We start from the raw sequence: 20,052 nt of genomic DNA on the forward strand, positions 1-20,052 counted from the left end.
CATTTCCTTCTTTCATTTACATATTAAATACAACGATACCTAAAATCATTACTATTGTTCCCACAATATGATATCTCTCCATCTGTATCTTTTTCATTTGAAATAATCCTTTCATCTCAATAAAAGTTGCTGTTAACAATTGCGCAACCATAAGTGTTCCAGCTGTTAAAGTAACCCCCATTGAATGTATCGCTACTGTTTCTGCATAAATAATTAACCCGCCAAGTGCACCAGCTACTAAATATATTTTTTTCACATTCTTCAAATCCGCTATTTTCTCTTCTTTCTTTAACAAAAATATTGTTGTTGCAATAAGGAATCCAATAAAATGCGTAATAATACTCGTCGACCATATACCAATATGTGAACTAAGTTTCGCATTAAATGTGCCTTGAAGTGTAATAAATACGCCAGCTAAAACAGCAAATACAATACCTTTCAAAAAATCATCTCCTAATCTTCTATTTCTGACTTAATTAAACGCTATAATCCTATAAAGGCAAAAGGACAAATGTCACATCAGTATGAAAATAACTGCGAATGAACAAAAAACACACATCAAAATAATTGAGGTGTGTTTTTTGTTCATTAATATATATAATTTTAATAATAATGACTACGCTACATTAACAGATTTCTTCTTCAAAACATACTTTACAAATATGAATCGCACAAGTGGCCCCATAATAATTAATTGTAATGGATACGCCATAATGAAATTTTTAATAAAAATTGAAAAATACATCGAAATACACGAGTCTCCTTGTAGTCCACCATGTAAATACATCATAGCCATTCCGTAAAAAGACATAAAGAAAACCATTCCAATTACCATAGCTGTCGCCATCGCAATAATCATATTTACTTTTTTCGATTTGTCAAACGGTAACGCGAATACAAGTTTTTTCGCACAAGGTCCAACGATACATATTTCAATTAACAGTGCAATAATGAATCCAATTACTAGTTCTAATGCGATCTCCTTAATATGAATTGGTCCCCCCGTTCCATTCATGAATAAATTATAAAACGTCATTACAATAACCATCCCAAGGCACATCATCATACCAAACTGGAGGTTTTCCTTTCTTGTTGTTGGCAATTTCTATCATCCTTTCTGTTTAAGTCTTTGTCATTATATCGATTGTGGAAACCTCTTCGTAAGTGAACATTTTGTGAACAAATTTAAAGCGTTATCATATGGTTGCTTTACTTTCTACTCAAATCCTTATTTTTATTTATAAAGGTTTTATATATCTCAATGTTGAATTATTAAATTTAACTTTGTAATACCTGATAGTTACTACTAGGAGGATAACCATGGATAAACAAGAGTTTTACGCATATCACATCGTAACAAGGAAAAAAATGAAGATGGGACAAATCATTCATTTCGAAAAAAATCAAACGAATACCCTCTTTCATTTCTTTTTTGAAAGAGAACATTTAAATTCTAACGGTCAAGATACTATGCAAATTTTAAAAGAACATTATACAAATGAAGGATTACTTATAAAGAATGAGAACGCTAAAGTAGTTATGAATTATATGGATCAAACAATTAGAGCGGTTAGAGAAACGATTGTAGAAATGGTAAGGCTACAAGAATTCCCTGAATACCCTTCAAGATTATCTTGTTTATATGCTGCAAAGAGCTATGAAAATGCTTTAAAATGGAAAACATTATTTGATTCTTACAATCGAGAAGTGTTGCAGATTGTTAAACTACGAGTGATTGGACATTGTTTTGAAGGTGACGGTAACCTTTTACCGAAAGAAGACGGTATTCCTTTCTCCAAAAAAATTGAACAAGCTAGAGAGTATTGGAAAGGAAACGTTAGTAATGAACTTCCTGAGTTACTGATTAATGGGAAAATTAAAGTGGTGGAAATTATTGATGATTTTTCTGCAATTCATATTTAATTCCTTACTAAATTATATAGGATGGAGATTACAATGATGCAAAAAGTGTACTTCAATCATGATGGTGGTGTAGATGATTTAATTTCACTATTTTTATTACTCCAGATGGATAATGTCAAGCTTACAGGTGTTTCCGTTATCCCTGCAGATTGCTATTTAGAACCAGCAATGTCTGCAAGTCGCAAAATTATTGATCGCTTCGGCAATGGAAATATTGAAGTAGCTGCATCAAATTCCCGTGCGAAAAATCCATTTCCAAAAGACTGGCGGATGCATGCATTTTATGTAGATGCTTTACCAATTTTAAATGAGTCTGGAAAAGTTGTAACACCTATAGCGGCAAAACCTGCACATCACCACTTAATTGAAACCCTACTACAAACTGAAGAGAAAACAACTTTATTATTTACAGGTCCGCTTACCGATTTAGCCCGTGCACTATATGAAGCACCTGTAATCGAAGAAAAAATTGAGCGCCTTGTTTGGATGGGAGGAACATTTCGTACTGCCGGCAATGTTCGTGAACCCGAACATGATGGAACAGCTGAGTGGAATTCGTTTTGGGACCCTGAAGCAGTAGCTCGTGTTTGGGAATCAAAAATTAAAATTGACTTAGTGACACTAGAAAGTACAAACCAAGTCCCATTAACTATAGACATACGTGAACGTTGGGCAAAAGAGAGAAAATATATTGGTATTGATTTCCTTGGTCAATGCTATGCAATGGTCCCTCCTCTCGTTCATTTCTCAACGAACTCTACTTACTATTTGTGGGATGTATTAACTGCTGCCTTTATCGGGAAGTCTGACCTTGCCAAATTACAAACAATTTATAGTATTGTTCATACATATGGACCTAGCCAAGGACGTACAGTAGAATTTGATGGCGGGCGACCTGTAAATGTCGTTTATGATGTAAACCACAATGGATTTTTTAACTATATAACTGAATTAGCGAAGAAAGCTTCATTTTGAAAACTTATCTATACGAAAAATAAATAGAATGGCATCACTTCAAACGATGTAACCCTCTAATTAGCATTTGGTTGAAACTACATATTTAACTATTAAAAAGAGTATTGAATTAAATTTCAATACTCTTTTTGTGCAGTTTAATTATATTTGATTCATGTAGTATCTTACTGATTATCCATTTCATAACCATTTACAAAAAACGTTATTGTTTCTAATTCATCTTCATTTAATTCTCTATCTATGTCTAGTTTATACGCTGCCTTTATTCTCTCTTCATCGCCTTTATGAATTTCTGTATAAGTTCCCACTGTTTTTAACAAATGCATTTCTTGTAAAAACTCAGCCCGACTTATAGCTGTCCCATGAGAAAGAATATAGGTTTCAGCATCAAATGCCTCCAACTCTTCGATTAATTTAAACGTTCGTTTCGTCGTATAGTTCCATTTTGAAGAAAAGATATCTGCATATATACAGTCTCCTAAAAATAATATCTTTTCTTCTTTCACGTAAATAACAACTGAATCATGCGCATGATCTCCGCCGACATGTTTTAACACGCATGTCACTTCACCAAGGTCTAATTCAATTTGATTCTGGAACGTTAAGGTTGGAGGAATGATTTTAATATTCCTCGCTTTTTCTTCAAACTCTTTCTTGATGCAATCTGCACAAAATGCAATTTCAGTACCCTCTTTTACGCGTGCGTCCAACGCTTCATCTGTCCATTCATAAGATACTAGTGATTGCATTTCTTTTTTCGTTTCAGCATGCGCAATAGTTAATGCATTTTGTAGTACAGGCAATCCAAAAATATGATCCCAGTGCCAATGCGTTAATGCTACGAAATCAGGACTTGATACATTCTGTTCTTTTAGCATTTCTAGAAATAATTGTGCATGTTCTTCTGAATTCCCTGCATCAATCATTAAAGTTTTTTCTTGTCCAACGACCATTCCTAATATAGGTCTATCTGTTTCTGAAACAGGTGTCATATACCAAAATGAGTTTCCTATTTTTTTAATTTGTTGCATAATTAGTTCCTCCATTTACTACTATTCTTTTCAATTATTATCTGTAAAACCTTCATCCAGCACATAGCATGAAATGACACTATTTTTTCTTCCGGCAAACTACTACCATAGAATAGCAGTCTTCCCCTAACTCATTTCCTTCCCAATCATTAAATATATGTAATAATTCAAAACCATTCGCTGCTAATAATCTTTCTAACTCCTGCGGATATGTATAGCGCAGATCAATCGTTGTTTTCAGTTCCTCTACTTGCCCATCATCCTCATAAAATCTTCTTGTTATTATGTAGTGCTGTATTTGCTGAATTGAATCGTATGTCATTTCAGTATATAAATTACATTTCCTTCCCATTTCATCACGAATAGTTGTCCAATATTCTTCTGTAGATGGTTGTATTAATTCTTCTTTTGAAGGAAAACGTGTATCGAATATAAATATACCATTATTAGCTAACACATGATGGATAGATGTTAATAAATTATTTTGATCAGTATTCGTAAGAAAATGCTGAAATCCGTGGCCAACCATAAAGTGAAACTTTAATCAGTGGGGGTTTTGTTCATCCCCCACTGATTATTAGTTGAACCAATCGGACGTTTACGGACAGTTGATCTCCCACCTAACTTCTTTGCTCCAACTGAATTTTGAGGTGGGAGTTTTACTGTCCGTTAACGCGGGATAAATGCGAACGGAATCGTTTCTTCAATCTTTAATTGTAAGCAATCTTGTTGTAGCCATTTTACTTTTTTACACTCCGCAGATTTTCTCTTCGCTTCAGCAAGCATACCTTCATGTATATCTACACCGATCATTTTATATCCGTTTTCTATAAATGGAATTGTAACCCTTCCTGTTCCGCAGGCAATATCTAGAATCCATTCATTTTGTATACTTAGTTTTTGTGCCCATGATAGTAATAACGGAAAATCTGACAAACTTTTATTTTCTATATCATATCGTTTTGGATTTTCATATTCAGATAGACTCCATTTTGTATACAAACTTATTCCCCATTTCATATTTCCACTTAAATTTAATATATAAATTATAACGAATTATTAGTTTTTTCTCTATAATCAAACACAATTACTTGGACTAATCTAACTTTCCTTTTCGTAAGCTAAAAATAAGTGGAAGAATTGGAGTGTGATACGATGGAACGATTATGGATTCCTATGATAGTTACATTTTTTTCATTCGGTGGATTACTATTAGGCGGTGCTGTCGGCATTGCTACGCGCCAGCTAATTGAGGAAAAAATGCATCGTTTATATGCATTATGTGGCGGAATTTTGCTTGGGCTTTTATCCCTTGAAATTATTCCTGAAACATTTGCAAGCTATGAAATAATCGGCCCTATACTCGGTATAGCTATCGGTATTTTAGTTATGGGCCTATTAGATAACTATTGTCATCATCCAATGATACATAAAAAAGATCAACAAGCATGGCAAACTTTCCTTTTTCTTTCTTTTGCTATATTTATTCATAATTTGCCGAGCGGCTTTGCATTAGGTACAGCATTTATAAATCATAATGATTCTGCCATTCCTTTCTTACTTGCGATTGTAATTCACCATATTCCTGAAGGATTAGCTTTAATTATCCCCTTCCTCTTTACAAAACATAAATATATTTCCTTTTTATTAACAACTTTATTACTTTCCCTTATCCTCGGTACCGGTACTGTTTTTGGCATTTTGATGGAAGGAAAAGCCCTACATTTACAAGGACTCATTATGGGGAGCGCTATCGGTTCACTTGGCTATGTTACAATTCATGAAATGCTTTGGAAGGCAAAGAAACAGCTCTCTTTCCTTTCATTTCTTACGTGGGCTACTAGTGGATTTTTACTTATAACAGTATTTACACTATTTACTGGTCACCATTAAAACTAATATATTTTATCATTTGTATATTTTTCCTTTTTCTCCAAAACATAATAGTAACTACCTATTATAAGGAGGAAAAAATTATGTTTGAGAAAACAGCCGGTGAAGCACTAGTTGACCTATTAATTGACTGGGGAGTAGAACACATATACGGAATGCCTGGAGATTCTATCAACTCTATCATTGAAGCTTTAAGAAAAAAACAAGATAAAATTAAATTCATTCAAGTTCGCCATGAAGAAGCTGGTGCACTAGCAGCAGCTGCCTATGCTAAGTTAACAGGAAAACTTGGCGTTTGTATGGCAATCGCAGGGCCCGGTGCTATTCATTTATTAAATGGTTTATATGATGCCAAACTCGATAAAGCACCTGTTCTAGCAATTTCAGGTCAAGTAGAAACCGATTTACTCGGGACGGATTTTTTCCAAGAAGTAAACTTAGAAAGATTGTTCGATGATGTCGCGGTTTATAACCAGCGCATTATGTCAGCAGAACAGCTACCAGCTGTCGTGAATCAAGCGATTCGAATGGCTTATACGAAAAAAGGGGTATCCGTTCTTACAATTCCAGATGATGTTCCGAAATTCGAAGTAAAAAGTGGTGCTCGTGTTACAAATACTTCTTTTACATTACCTGAGTTATTTCCGCAAGAAGAAGATTTACACGCTGCAAAACTCGCAATAAATGAAGCGAAAAAGCCAGTTATTTTAGCTGGAAAAGGTGCAAAACATGCGAGAGAATCTTTACTTACTTTCGCAGAACACATTGGTGCTCCAATTGTACTTACATTACCAGCTAAAGGAATTATCCCTGACGAACATCCACTTTGTATCGGTGGATTAGGATTAATTGGAACAAAACCTTCTTATGATGCAATGAAACATGCAGATACTTTAATTATGGTTGGTACTTCTTATCCGTTCACCGGTTTCTTACCCGAAAAAGCAAAAACAATCCATATCGATACTGATCCTGCCCAAATCGGAAAACGTTACGTTACAGATATCGGCTTAGCTGGTGATGCTGATAAAACATTAAAATGGTTAATTGAAAATGCAGAAAAACACGAGGACCATTCCTTCTTAGAGCATCATCAAGAAATGATGAAAAAATGGGAAGAAAAATTACACGATCAAGAAGTCGATACTTCTACTCCAATTAAACCACAACGCGTTATGCATGCACTGCAACAAGTAGCTCATGATGATGCAATATTATCAGTCGATGTCGGAAATGTAACCGTTTGGACAGCAAGGCACTTCCGTATGACAAATCAGCAATTTATTATTTCTAGCTGGCTCGCAACACTTGGCTGCGGTTTACCTGGTGCCCTTGCTGGAAAAATTGCTTTCCCAGATAAACAAGTATTTGCTGTTTGTGGTGATGGTGGTTTCGGAATGACAATGAACGATTTCGTAACAGCTGTTAAATATAAACTGCCAATCGTTGTCGTCGTTTTAAATAATAATAAAATCGCCATGATTAAATTCGAACAAGAAGTTATGGGGAATATCGAATTTGGTACAGACTTAACAAACCCTGATTTTGCAAAATACGCAGAGGCATGCGGAGGTATTGGATACCGTGTTGAGAATGTAGATGAACTACTTCCTGCTTTCGAAAATGCGGTAAAACAAAATAGACCGTGTATTATTGATGTAGTTGTAGATGCAAATGAAGCACCAATGCCAGCAAAAATCACCTTTGGTCAGGCCGCTGGTTATACGAAGCATATGATAAAAGAATTATTTGAAGAAGGTAAGATTGATTTACCACCACTATAAACAAAAAAAGATAGCTGAAAACGATATGTCTTCAGCTATCTTTTTTATTTTTGTATCTCTCTATAAAAAGAAAAATCATTCACATTAGTTTGTACTCGTTTTTCTTCCTTTACTTCTTTATCCTTGCTCTTAGGTATTTTTACATTTCCTAATTTAATCGCATCTTGCATACTATTACTTACTAGATTTCCCGCAAGAATTGTCATACTATAAAAAGCAATCGGTATAAGTACAATCCATGTATGAGTCGTTAAGTGGCGGAAGTTTTGACCAATTAGACCCGTCCATTCTTTTGTTACACTATCTGGGTCCATTCCACTGAAGGTTATTGTTCCACCAAAAAATAATTGCAACAAACCAAGGTGTAAAAGAAGCAATAAAGTACTCACAAATTGTTGCGCTACTAATAAAAGAAATGATGGTAACATATGCGGCCATATATGGCGCTTCAACCTATGCCACTTACTTCCGCCGAGCACAGTAGCTGCCAACATAAATTCTTCTTTCTTAATACGCTTTACTTCTTGCGCTACATACAACATAACCGTTGGTACAGCAAGACATACAAGAACTATAATTTGAAATGCCACACGCAAATACAACGGCACAACTTCTGCTCCACTATCAAACGTTAAAACTTCATTTAACATAAAATAAGAAATCATAACCATCGGTACAATACTAAAAGGATCAAAAAAGGATGAAATAACTGGAAAAGAACGTTTACCATACATACCAAGAAGTAAACCAATTCCCCCGCCAACTATAACTCGTAAAATCGCTATAATTATACTTGCTCCAACTGTCCATTTCGCGCCTTCTATGATTAATTGAACAAGGTCACGTCCTTTCACATCACTTCCAAACCAAAATTTACTTGATGGCGAAAATGGGGCTGCCTCTAGTTCCCCTTTTTCGTTATACATCATCGTAAGTTCACGAATATTCCCATCAAAAAACACCGTATATCCAATACTAATAATCATTAGTACACTCAAAAAAGTAATACCTATCCAAAATCTCACATCTCTTTTTACAACTTGCCACATGTTACACACGCTCCTTTATAACATTTTGTAAAAGCGTATGTAATATACGAAATAGTATAAAAAGCGGTACATATAATATTACTAGACTCACTGTAAATATTTCTAATTTAGAATTTTCTTTTACAAAAACAAACATACCATATGTATTAAATATCCATTCAATAATATATAAATTAGAAAGCATAAATAAAATATTTGTTTTCGCGTAATAAATTGTCGTTAATAAAACATTTCTTGAAATATGATGTGTCAAAATATGCCGTAAGCTTAGCCCTTTACTCTTGGCAAACAAACTATAATCTTTCTCTAATTCTTCTTTAAACCGTAATAACAACAGTTTAATAAACAATAATGTTGTTGGTATTGTAAGACATATAATTGGTAACAAACGTATCCTTTCTTCCCCTAATCCAGCCAGTTTGACCGGCATAAACCCTGTTTTTTGAAACATAATTACGACAAGAAGTTGCGATAATAAAATAAGTAAAATATCCGGTATACTCTCAAGCGTAAGAAAAACTCCGTTCCACATTTTTTGTTTCATATGAGAACGCTGCAATACCCAAACAACAAGTATATACGCTATAAGCAAAGATAGTAAAAACGCTGATAGAAATACAATCATCGTTTCAAAATAATGAATCCATATTTGCGGAAATAATTTTCTTGAGTCTCGAAATCCATATGTAATTTCACCCGGTTGAAGTATCTTCCCTCCAAGAAAGACAATCGTGTTCCAAAAACCGATTAAATCAATTTGCAATCCCTTAAATAAACGCGGTAGCGCGCCTAGACAGATTATACATAAAATGGAAGCTACTAATTGTAAACAAGTAACCCCACACCATTTAGCAATTCGCATCAACATAACGATTTCTCCTTACCATCCGATAGAATATTCAGAAATCAAAAACCACATTTATTATATCTCTTCAGCTATACTTTGCACCCGTTTCTTCCCACTAGGTAAAATGGTTTGATATAAACACGTAACAAAAAACAATAAAACAAATAAAATAATAAACAACGTATCTGCACGAATCCATTTCGGGAACAACATTGCTATCGCACCGAGAGATAACAGCTGGAATCCTGTCGTTAATGGACTAAGTAAACTTTGAACACGTCCCATGAATGATTCTTCCACAATTTCATACATCCAGCCCATAATTGCAACATTAATAAATGGTAAAAAGAAAGTCGCAAAAGCGATACATACATAAAAAGACCATACGTGGTTTACAAAGTAACACATACCGAAAAAGACCCCTGAGCCTGCCATACCAAAGACAATAATAGGCTTTGGTGCATATTTCTTCCCTACACTTGTTGCTACTATACTTCCAATTAGTAATGAAATCCCTCCAACTACACCACCCACCATCGCTAAACTTTCATACGTTGCAGGTGCTAATTTATATTTTAATATGTAAGTTGTGGATACGCTTAAAATACCATTTAATAGTCCAAATACGATAAATCCTAAAAGTAATTTTTTTAAAGTGTCATTTTGATATATATACTTGATCCCTTCTTGAAACTCTGTTATTAACATTTTCAAATTAACTTCTTTCCATTTTGTTCTACCGTTTGGCAAACGCACTTTTTCTGGAATGGAGATCGTTTGAATCAAAATACCACTCATAATAAAAGTGAGCGTATTTACTAAAATACTCCCGTATATTCCAAAAGTCCAGTACACCATCGTTGCAATTCCTACACCAAACAAAGCATACAAACTATTCACCATTTGATTCACACCTGCTGCTGCACCGTATTGGTCGGATTCAACTACTCCCTGTATCATCGACTGTTCTGATGGAGAGAAAAATTGTATACATGCATTTTCCAAAAATAAAAATATAAAGACTAGTATAATCATCCCGTAATAAAGCGAAATTAGAATTCCGATATTACAGAGCGAACAACATATGTTACTTACCGTGCATATACGCTGTCTATCAAAACGATCCACTACTGTCCCTACTAATAGAAAAAAGATTAATGCAGGTAATGCCATCATAATTTGTGTCATCGTTGCGTAAACTGGTTGTTTTCCGTATTGATCTAGCAAATAAAACATTAAAGAAACTCCAGCAATCATAGAACCGAGTCGCTCTAAAATATTTGCTAGAAAAAAACGTGCATACACTTTGTTGCGAAATAACTGTAGCATTTCTTTCATACTTCGTATCCTTTCTCTCGACAAAATTTTATTAATCTAGTCATTTCTTGGAAGTTATATTATATTTTTCGACTATTATCCAATCTTTTCCTTCTGTATCGAGAACATTATAAAAAGACTCTTGTCATTTATACAAGAGTCTTTTTATATAACTTCGCTTCAGTTAATACCATGCATCAAAAATCTTGATACGTCTCGCTAACTATATTAATTCTCTAAAGTTCAGATACACTTTATTTATTTTACAAATGTATCGCACATCCACTTGTAAAATTTTTCTTTCTCTTCAAATTGTGGATAATGAGCTGATTTCTCAAAAGTAATAAATTCTTTTTGTTCTGCTTCAATCGTATCAAAATATGTTTTTGCTGCCTGAAATGAAGTGTTATAGTCATATGTCCCCATAAGGAAATAAAGCGGTAGCTTCATTTTAGTCACCTTAGTAGGCAATGGACTCTTTAAATCCTTTTCTAATAAGACAGTTTGAGAATGTGATAATCCAACATTATAACGAATTACGTCTAACAAGTTATATTCATTACTGAGTAACATTCCGATGTTATCACCATCTGGATTTTCAATAAGTCTTGATGTTCCACCATATTTCGCAACATAATTTCTCGGAGTGTATGTATCACCATTTTTAATTTTTTCAGTCAACCCATTTAAATAGGAAACCTCATCTGTATTCCCAGCATTTTGTGCCTGTTCAATCACATAGTTTAGACTATCCATTTCACTTTCTACTGTATCACTCATCTGCCCTATGCCAACATATGCTTCATATTTTTCAGGAGCTTTATTGGCAGCTTGCATCCCAATATATGTACCGTAAGAATGACCAACCAATATTACTTTTTCTTTACCAAGACGTTTTGAAACATAATCTGTCATAGCTAATACATCTTCTACAAGAAGATCTGATGTAAGATTCGAATAGTCTTCAAAGAAATGATACGACTTCCCGCTCGCTCTTTGATCATAATTAACAACTGTGAATTTCTCTTCCAATAAGTTTTGGTATTTTTGAGCATATGGTATTTCTGAAGTACCTGGTCCACCATGTACAAAAATAATAACCGGATTGTTCTTATCTTTTCCGCGTATCATAATTTCATGACCACTTCCATTTATCTCTACTTGCTCTAATGTACTTATACTATTCTTCCCTTTTATTTGCGAGGTCCATGTAGGAAATATTAGTGCTACGATTAATAATAGCGTAGTGATGGCACCAATAAGTTTTATTAATTTTTTTATCTTCTTCATAAGTAGTCTCCTTTCTTTACAATTTATAAAAACATCAATTTAATTCTGTAAAACTCCCTCAAAATAATATGAATATATGACAATTTCGCTCTGCAATTTCACCTTGATCTTTTGCATATTCTTAATATCCCATACACTTCTTAACTTTCCGCTATATAAACTCTTAATATTTCCTTAATTTTCAATATACAATTCATAGAAAGACTCAATCACAATGTATTACAAATATAGAAAAGAGCCCTTGTTTTCTAAACAAGGACTCTTTTCTTAAATTATTTCGCTACTTCTTCTTTCGGCATTACCATACCTTTATAAAGTTGGACAGTAATCCAGTAATAGATGAAATAAATGACTAAGAAAATCCCTATCGGCACCCACACCTTTACAAACGGGTCAACTAGTATAAAGCTGAATAAGTTAAGCCCTACTAACACGTGGGAAATTCCAATAATCGCTGGGAAGATAAATAAATATGAAATTTCTTTATAAATACTTTTCGTTAACATACTACGTCTCACACCGATTTTTCGTAACATTTCATAACGGCGTACATCACGAGAAGCACCTGTTAATATTTTGAACATTAGCGAACTTGCCATCATTGCTAAAAAGGCAATTCCAAGGAAAAATCCCATAAACATTGTTCCACTCATGAAACTGTTCATAAACTGATAAATTGTCATTTTTGTATATAGTTCTACTTTTGTACCTGTTGTTGTTTCAATTAATTCTTTTTGCCTCTTATCTATATCGAGCAACAATGGTTTATATTTTTTCATATCATCTACTATTGCTAATGTTACACTATGTTCCGTTCCTTGAACTGCTTTGTAGTGTTCTTCATCAGCAATTCTTACAGGTTTTCCGTTAAATTGATTATGTGTAATTTGTATTTCTCTTACAACTGCATCTTCCCAATCTTTTGGCATACGAGGCAGCTTATTCGCTGCTTCGGGAGCTTCCAAAGCAGAATATACAGGTTCAGTTAAAGATTCAGCCACACGTTTACGAGCAGGCTCTTTTAAAGTTTTTGTATCAAAGTGATCGGAAACAAGTGGTGGTTTCGCAGTTAAGTCGTTACGTAAATAATAAACCGCTTCTCCATCTACTTTATACTTGTACTTACTTTCTTCAACAATTTTCATTTCTTTCAAGGCCACATTATCCTGTTCATTTGGATCATGAATTACAACATCATATACACGAGAAAAGTCTGTCATAATGCCGACATTTTTTTGAAACGCCATACCTGCCGTCATTGCTCCTGCACCTAATGCAATTAACATCGCTACCGTACCTAATACTCTCGATAAACTATTTACGCGAAAACGTAGCTGGGCATATGTAAAACTATTTAAGCCCGTTTCATTTCGTTTTTTATTCCCTTTAATTTTCATCACAAAAAACGGGAGCAATGAACTAAAGATAAAATATGTTCCAAGTGTTGTAACGATTGTCGCTATTATAAAACCAAGTTCGGCAAATGTTTTTATATTTACCATAAAGTAGTATCCTGTACTTACTAGCAATATACCGAGTACTGTCATTATAATAATACGAGTTTTACTTTTCTTCACTTCATCTAGTGTTTCATCTTCACGAATTAACTCTAGTTCTGTTTTGCGTAATAACCGGATGCTATTCATTAAACCAGTAATAAAAAATAGTATTAAGAAGAAAATAGCTGTAACTAAGATTGCTGGTGTATATACAGATGAGTAACTACCTTTCGCTGAAATTTCCATACCATTCATTAAAAAGTTTCCTGCTACACTTGCAAGTAACATCCCTACTAAAATCCCGATAATAATACTGACAATACCCATACCGAATGTTTCAATAAATAATAATTGCGCTACTTTTTTCTTTTTCGCACCGAGCATCATATACATACCGAGTTCTTTTCTTCTTAATGTGAGCAAGAAAGAATTAGCATATATAATATAAAATACAGTAATGAAAGATAATAGTATTGCCCCTACCCAAAATACGAGTCTAATACTACTAATAAGACTATTATCCTTCGTGAATTCACTATTCATCGCCATCGTTTGGAACATGTAGAAAATACTAATACTAATAACGAGACCAATAAGTAAAACCATATAATCTTTTAACATTTTTTTCATACTATGACGTGATAATTTAAATAACATAGTCTCGCCCCCCTATTTAGACTCAGCAGCTGAGCCCATATGAGCGAGCACACCTAAAATGTCTTGATAGAAATTTTCTCGTGTTCCTTGACGCTTTAACTCTTTGTATAGAAGGCCGTCTTGAATAAATAAAATACGTTCACAATAACTCGCACTAAATGCATCGTGTGTTACCATTAAAATACTTACATTGTGATTTTCATGTAAATCTTGCATCGCTTCTAATAAGCTTTTTGCATTTTTACTATCAAGCGCTCCTGTCGGTTCATCTGCTAATACGATTGCTGGATTATGTACTAAAGCTCGTGCTGCCGCTGTTCTTTGCTTTTGTCCACCAGAAACAGCAGTTGGATATTTTGTTAAAATTTCAGTAATCCCTAATTTTTTCGCAACCTCATTCACCTTTCCAGTAATCTCGCTTGAAGGTACGCCTTGCAAAGAAAGTGGTAAAGCAATATTTTCATAAATTGATAAGTTTTCTAGTAAGTTAAAATCTTGAAAAATGAATCCTAATTTTTGAGATCGAAAATCTGATAAAGCATTCCCCTTCATTGAAGTAATATTTGTGCCAGCTATTGTCACACTGCCACCTGTCGCTTGATCCAGTGTACTTATCACATTAAGTAGTGTCGTTTTTCCAGAGCCAGAAGGACCCATAATCCCGACGAATTCCCCTTCTTTAATACTTAATGTCACACCCCTTAATGCTTTTGACTGATTCTCATTTCTTTTCCCATACGTTTTTTCTACACTTTCTACAGTAACTACATTTGTTGACATCTCTTTCACTCCATCCCTTTTGTATAAAATGAATTTCTCACATATTTCTTATCTTTTTCTCATGTAAACCCTTAAGATTTTTTTAATTTTTCAATCAGAAAGGGTTACACGAGTTATGTAAACCTTTTTCCTATTTCATATTCTCACTTTTCTAAAACTCGTTCCTTCGATTTCGCTTACATTTACCTTACATTTTTGTAAGGTAAAAAAGAAAACACACCCTTTTGAATTGGTGTGTTTTCTTTTTAAACTTTATTTCCGATTATTTATTTCCTCTTTCATACTTTCCACAAACCCAATTAGTTCAACAACTTCTGATTTTTCTTCCCCGTATTTACGTACATTTACAGCTCCGTTCTCCATTTCCTTATCCCCAATAACAAGAATATAAGGAACTTTTTGCATTTGTGCTTCTCTTATTTTATATCCTAACTTTTCATCCCGTACATCTCGTTCTACACGAACACCAGCTTGTTCTAATTTATCTGCAACTTCATCTGCATATTGTACATGGACTGCATTCGAAACTGGAATGACTTTCACTTGAACTGGTGCCACCCATGCCGGGAACGCACCTCCAAAGTGCTCAATTAATATGGCTAAGAAACGATCTAAAGATCCTAAAACTGCTCGGTGAATGACAACTGGTCTTTTCTTTTCATTCTTCTCATCTATATAACTTAAATCAAACTTCTCTGGCATTTGGAAATCTAGCTGGATTGTTCCGCACTGATGACTTCTATTTAAAGCGTCTTTAATATGAAAATCTATTTTCGGTCCATAAAATGCACCGTCACCTTTATTTAGTCTATATTTACAATTCAATGAATGTAATACATTTTTTAATGACGCCTCTGCTTGCTCCCATAACTTATCATCCCCCATTGAATCTTCTGGACGAGTAGAAAGCTCTACTTCATATTCGAATCCGAAAGTTTTATAAACGTAATCAATTTGCGCCATTACAGATTTAATTTCATCTTCAATTTGTTCTGGAGTTACAAATAAATGAGCATCATCTTGGCAGAAAGTACGTACTCTTAATAATCCGTTTAATGCCCCGCTAAATTCGTGTCGGTGTACTTGACCAAACTCACACATACGAATTGGTAATTCACGATAAGAATGTAATTTATTTTTGAACATTAGCATATGTCCTGGGCAGTTCATCGGTTTTAATGCAAAGCTTTTATTGTCTACTTCTGAGAAATACATGTTATCCTTGTAATGTCCCCAGTGTCCTGATTTCTCCCATAATTCTTGGTTCATCATAAACGGAGTACGTACTTCTTGATACTTATACTCTTTTTGAATTTCTCTTAAAAATGCTTCTAATTCATTTCGGATAATCTGGCCTTTCGGTAAATAAAATGGCATTCCCGGAGCCTCTTCTGAAAACATAAATAACTCTAGCTCACTACCTAACTTACGATGATTTCTCTTTGCGGCTTCTTCAACGAAATGTAAATACTCTTCTAATTCTTTTTGAGAAGAGAACGCAACGCCATATATACGCTGAAGCACTTGATTGTTACTATCACCTCGCCAATATGCACCGGAAACGTGAGTTAATTGGAATGCTTTCAAATAGCCTGTTGACGGTAAGTGTGGTCCTCTACATAAATCTACAAATTCACCTTGTTTATATAGTGTTACACTTTCCCCACTAGGAATTGCTTCTAACAGTTCTAATTTCAGGTGATCATTCATTTCTTGAAACAGTTTTGCTGCTTCTTCTCGAGAAACCTCGACTCGCTCTATTTTTACATTTTCATTTATAATCTTTTTCATTTCTTTTTCAATTTTCGGTAAATCCTCTACGTTTACACTATTTGGAAGGTCCATATCATAATAAAATCCATTTTCAATAACCGGTCCTACACCAAGGTTTACATTGCCATACATTCTCTTTACAGCTTGCGCTAAAATATGTGCCGCAGAATGTCTTGCAATTTCTACCCCTTCATTTGAATCTATAGTAACGATTTCTACTTCCGCATTTTCTTCAATATTTCGGCGTAAATCATATAACTGATTATTTACTTTCCCCGCTACTGCTTTCTTTTTCAAACTACCACTAATGGATCCAGCAATTTCTTCTAAAGTAGTTCCTTTTGCAAATTCTTTAACACTACCATCTGGAAATTTAATTTCAATCATTTGTTCTTTCATTTTTCATCTCTCCATTTCATAATAAAAAGCACACTCATCCCTAAAATAGGGACGAGTGTGCTTTTACCCGTGGTTCCACCCAGATTCCCATCGTAAACATACAATGGCTTCTTTTACGGTAACGTCGTTTACACGGCACTAGATACTTAATTTCCCCAGTGCAGCTCTAAGGTGGTAAGTTATTTTTCTGCGTTAGGAAGTTCTCAGCTTTCCTTCCCTCTCTGTATAACCGGGTAAAATAACTCGTGTCCTTTTCTTCGCTTATTATGAAATTGAATGCAAAAAAGCATATTCATCCCTAAAAATTAGGGACGAATATGCTTATATTCGTGGTTCCACCCAGATTCCCATCACAAAAAACATAATGGCTTCTTTTGCGATAACGTCGCTTACACGGCACTAGATACTTAATTTCCCTAGTGCAGCTCTAAGGTGGTAAGTTATTTTTCTGCGTTAGGAAGTTCTCAGCTTTCCTTCCCTCTCTGTATAACCGGGCAAAATAACTCGTGTCCTTTTCTTTGCTTTTATAATACATCCATTAATTGTTATTTACTATATCCTATTCATTTTATTATTGCAAGTGTTTAAAAAAGTTTTTTTATTTAATAAAAAAAGAAACCAAAAATAGATTCTTGGTTTCCCCTTCTCAATTTTACCAATCTTGTGGTTCGTAATTTAAGTCTGAAAATAGACGTCGTTTCTCTTTCTTCGATAAATCTCTCCACTGTCCAACAGGTAAATTATTCAATTCGATATTCATAATTCTCGTACGTTTTAACGTGTATACTTGATAACCCAAAGCTTCACACATACGACGAATTTGGCGATTTAGCCCTTGTGTTAAAATAATGTTGAACTCATATTTTGATAACTGTGTGATCTCACAAGGGAGCGTTTTTGTTCCTAAAATTTTCACACCAGCTGCCATTTTTTCTAAGAAATCAGGTGTAATTGGCTTATCTACTGAAACGATATATTCTTTCTCATGTTTGTTTTCAGCACGTAAAATTTCATTAACGATATCACCATCATTCGTTAACAATATTAAACCGTCTGAGTCTTTATCAAGACGTCCAATATGACTAATCCGTAAAGGATGGTTCACTAAATCGATAATGTTACCTTTTACAGCTTTTTCACTCGTACATGTAATACCTACTGGTTTATTTAAAGCAATATATACGTGATCTCGAGCAATACGAAGTTGCTCTCCATTTACGCGCACATCATCACCTGGATTGACTTGGTCACCGATTTTTGCAACCTTACCGTTAATAATTACTCTTCTCTCATTAATTAATTTATCTGCTCCACGTCGAGACGCTTTTCCAGCTTCACTAATAAATTTATTGATACGCAAATTAGGCACATCCTTTTCTAAACAAAATTTCAAGCTCACACTGCTTCTACCGTACAATACAAAAGGGTAAGCCTTCTATTATAACTTAAATATATTAACATGAAAGGGTATATAACGTCTTCTATTAATTACTCGTTTATAAGAAAATATCTTTATTATACATTCATTTATGCACGTTTTGTACACTTAATATACAAGCCACTCTTCCTTACATATAGCTTGTTTACCTCTTATATCTTCTAAGTCATCATGAATATTAGCTAGTTTATACAACTCAGGGAAAATCTCTTCTACATAATTTCGATGTGCCATTTCATCTTTCCAATAAGTTAACACGATGTAACGATTTTCAGTTTTTAAAGACTTCCCAACAAATCCAGCTAACATCCCTTTTGCTTTTTCCATTCCTGTATTCCAAATCGTTTCTTGTTTATGTAAAAAATACTTTTCCTTTCCAACTTTTACGTCACATATAGCAACTCTTACGAATGTTCCTTCTGTAACAACGTCATTTAAAGGCTTTTCAGTTATATCATACAACGTTTGAAACAATTCAATTTCACATGAAAGAAACGTATCCTCTTGATTACTATTTACATAAATGGTATCGTGAGTACCATTCATAAATGATTGATATGCACCTCGATCTTCCCATAAAGTAAATACACATGCCTCATTTTTATTCCATCCACCAAATTGTCCTTGAAATCCATCTAGATGCTGTATATCACGCCATTTTTCTTGTGCTTTTGAAAATAAGTTTTTTTTCTCTTCTTCCACTTTACAATAGATTGTTTTTAGTAACATTTTTAATTCCCCCTTAGGCTATAATTTATCTTCCTCTCACAACTTTTAGTTTACATAATAATTTTATGATCTCTTTAGTGTTCCTTATCCACATATAGAACGAATCATATTTATCACTACATCTATCAAACCATCTATCCGTTTTTATTTCAAATAATTCTGAATCAAAAGAAAAGATGTACTCCATAACGAATTACATCTTTTTCTTATCTCCCTTATTCACCCTTTGCTCAAATAAATAATACGTTAGTTCTCCCGGATAATGTATTACAGCTACATTCCTCTCCCCTTTTTTAAAACTAACAGTATGCCCGTTTTCCCCTAAGTTCTCCCATCCACTGGCCTTTGTAATAGGTATTACACTTATATATTTATAATCCCCTTCCTTATCATCGTTAATATGGATTGCTGACATTGGTACTGGAAAATCTTCAATTTTAGATTCTTTGTCTAAATATATAAGTGTAAATAAACCAACTAATAACACAGCCGTTGAAATATTTGAAACTAGTTTTCTTCTATTCATTTTCACTAAAAACCCTCTCTTCTCACATATAACTTTCATCATTTTACTAATATTAATTATTTATGTATAGAAAAAATATAATTAAAATCAATTCCAGACTATTTTCTCTACCATTAACAATATTATTGTTATATATTACAAT

At 33.9% G+C, this 20,052-nt stretch carries 17 protein-coding genes, 2 pseudogenes and 2 other annotated features; of the genes and pseudogenes, 4 read left to right on the plus strand and 15 right to left on the minus strand.

Annotated features, from left to right (window positions below):
- Positions 1–16: 16 nt before the first annotated feature.
- Positions 17–442: a DMT family transporter gene (locus MR113_RS09390; RefSeq protein WP_242253769.1), complete on the minus strand. Its 426-nt coding sequence runs from the start codon at positions 440–442 to the stop codon at positions 17–19.
- Between the two features lie 174 nt (positions 443–616).
- The gene (locus MR113_RS09395; RefSeq protein ID WP_242253770.1) at positions 617–1,102 is read right to left on the minus strand and encodes a DUF2798 domain-containing protein; all 486 of its coding nucleotides are present in this window, start codon (positions 1,100–1,102) and stop codon (positions 617–619) included.
- Between the two features lie 218 nt (positions 1,103–1,320).
- Between MR113_RS09395 and MR113_RS09400 the strand changes: the two genes are divergently transcribed.
- Together MR113_RS09400 and MR113_RS09405 are read left to right on the plus strand one after the other, a co-directional pair.
- Positions 1,321–1,923 (plus strand): DUF2441 domain-containing protein, encoded by a 603-nt coding sequence (locus MR113_RS09400; protein WP_242253772.1) that lies wholly within the window; start codon positions 1,321–1,323, stop codon positions 1,921–1,923.
- Positions 1,924–1,956: 33 nt separating this feature from the next.
- A complete protein-coding gene (locus MR113_RS09405) occupies positions 1,957–2,898 on the plus strand; it encodes a nucleoside hydrolase (RefSeq protein WP_242253773.1) in 942 nt (313 codons plus the stop codon).
- Between the two features lie 164 nt (positions 2,899–3,062).
- Here the strand turns inward: MR113_RS09405 and MR113_RS09410 are convergent, their stop codons facing one another.
- The 3 genes and pseudogenes from MR113_RS09410 to MR113_RS09420 form a co-directional block, all read right to left on the minus strand.
- Positions 3,063–3,929 (minus strand): MBL fold metallo-hydrolase, encoded by an 867-nt coding sequence (locus tag MR113_RS09410; protein WP_242253774.1) that lies wholly within the window; start codon positions 3,927–3,929, stop codon positions 3,063–3,065.
- Positions 3,930–4,008: 79 nt separating this feature from the next.
- Positions 4,009–4,461: pseudogene (locus tag MR113_RS09415) on the minus strand (SAM-dependent methyltransferase); the annotation flags it as partial.
- Positions 4,462–4,613: 152 nt separating this feature from the next.
- A pseudogene (locus MR113_RS09420) lies at positions 4,614–4,949 on the minus strand (class I SAM-dependent methyltransferase); the annotation flags it as partial.
- A 135-nt stretch (positions 4,950–5,084) separates the two neighbouring features.
- On the opposite strand from MR113_RS09420, the gene MR113_RS09425 reads away from it, so the two are divergent.
- Both MR113_RS09425 and MR113_RS09430 read left to right on the plus strand, forming a co-directional pair.
- Positions 5,085–5,822 carry a ZIP family metal transporter gene (locus MR113_RS09425; protein WP_242253775.1) on the plus strand — a complete coding sequence of 246 codons (738 nt, stop codon included), beginning with the start codon at positions 5,085–5,087 and terminating at the stop codon, positions 5,820–5,822.
- An 83-nt stretch (positions 5,823–5,905) separates the two neighbouring features.
- On the plus strand, positions 5,906–7,606 hold the full coding sequence (locus MR113_RS09430; protein ID WP_242253776.1) for a pyruvate oxidase: 1,701 nt from the start codon (positions 5,906–5,908) through the stop codon (positions 7,604–7,606).
- 44 nt (positions 7,607–7,650) lie between these two features.
- On the opposite strand, the gene MR113_RS09435 is transcribed toward MR113_RS09430, so the two are convergent.
- The 10 genes from MR113_RS09435 to MR113_RS09480 form a co-directional block, all read right to left on the minus strand.
- Positions 7,651–8,655, minus strand: coding sequence for an ABC transporter permease subunit (locus MR113_RS09435; RefSeq protein ID WP_242253777.1), 1,005 nt, complete (start codon positions 8,653–8,655; stop codon positions 7,651–7,653).
- Position 8,656: 1 nt separating this feature from the next.
- Positions 8,657–9,523 (minus strand): ABC transporter permease subunit, encoded by an 867-nt coding sequence (locus MR113_RS09440; protein WP_242253778.1) that lies wholly within the window; start codon positions 9,521–9,523, stop codon positions 8,657–8,659.
- A gap of 54 nt (positions 9,524–9,577) precedes the next feature.
- Positions 9,578–10,840, minus strand: coding sequence for an MFS transporter (locus tag MR113_RS09445; protein ID WP_242253779.1), 1,263 nt, complete (start codon positions 10,838–10,840; stop codon positions 9,578–9,580).
- A gap of 237 nt (positions 10,841–11,077) precedes the next feature.
- Complete coding sequence (locus MR113_RS09450; RefSeq protein WP_242253780.1) at positions 11,078–12,109, minus strand: alpha/beta hydrolase; 1,032 nt, start codon at positions 12,107–12,109, stop codon at positions 11,078–11,080.
- 272 nt (positions 12,110–12,381) lie between these two features.
- Positions 12,382–14,265, minus strand: a complete 1,884-nt coding sequence (locus MR113_RS09455) for an FtsX-like permease family protein (RefSeq protein ID WP_242253781.1) — start codon at positions 14,263–14,265, stop codon at positions 12,382–12,384.
- A gap of 12 nt (positions 14,266–14,277) precedes the next feature.
- Entirely contained in the window at positions 14,278–15,045 is a 768-nt protein-coding gene (locus tag MR113_RS09460) for an ABC transporter ATP-binding protein (RefSeq protein ID WP_242253788.1), read from the minus strand.
- Positions 15,046–15,297: 252 nt separating this feature from the next.
- Complete coding sequence (gene thrS / locus MR113_RS09465; protein ID WP_242253790.1) at positions 15,298–17,217, minus strand: threonine--tRNA ligase; 1,920 nt, start codon at positions 17,215–17,217, stop codon at positions 15,298–15,300.
- Between the two features lie 44 nt (positions 17,218–17,261).
- Positions 17,262–17,484: a binding site (T-box leader), on the minus strand.
- A gap of 37 nt (positions 17,485–17,521) precedes the next feature.
- Positions 17,522–17,745: a binding site (T-box leader), on the minus strand.
- 124 nt (positions 17,746–17,869) lie between these two features.
- The gene (locus tag MR113_RS09470; protein WP_001222159.1) at positions 17,870–18,577 is read right to left on the minus strand and encodes a pseudouridine synthase; all 708 of its coding nucleotides are present in this window, start codon (positions 18,575–18,577) and stop codon (positions 17,870–17,872) included.
- Positions 18,578–18,763: 186 nt separating this feature from the next.
- A complete protein-coding gene (locus MR113_RS09475; protein ID WP_242253792.1) occupies positions 18,764–19,384 on the minus strand; it encodes a YdbC family protein in 621 nt (206 codons plus the stop codon).
- A gap of 193 nt (positions 19,385–19,577) precedes the next feature.
- Entirely contained in the window at positions 19,578–19,952 is a 375-nt protein-coding gene (locus MR113_RS09480; protein ID WP_242253793.1) for a hypothetical protein, read from the minus strand.
- Positions 19,953–20,052: the final 100 nt, after the last annotated feature.

It is taken from the genome of Bacillus cereus group sp. BfR-BA-01379 (assembly GCF_022663605.1).
In the GTDB taxonomy this organism is placed as follows: domain Bacteria; phylum Bacillota; class Bacilli; order Bacillales; family Bacillaceae_G; genus Bacillus_A; species Bacillus_A mobilis.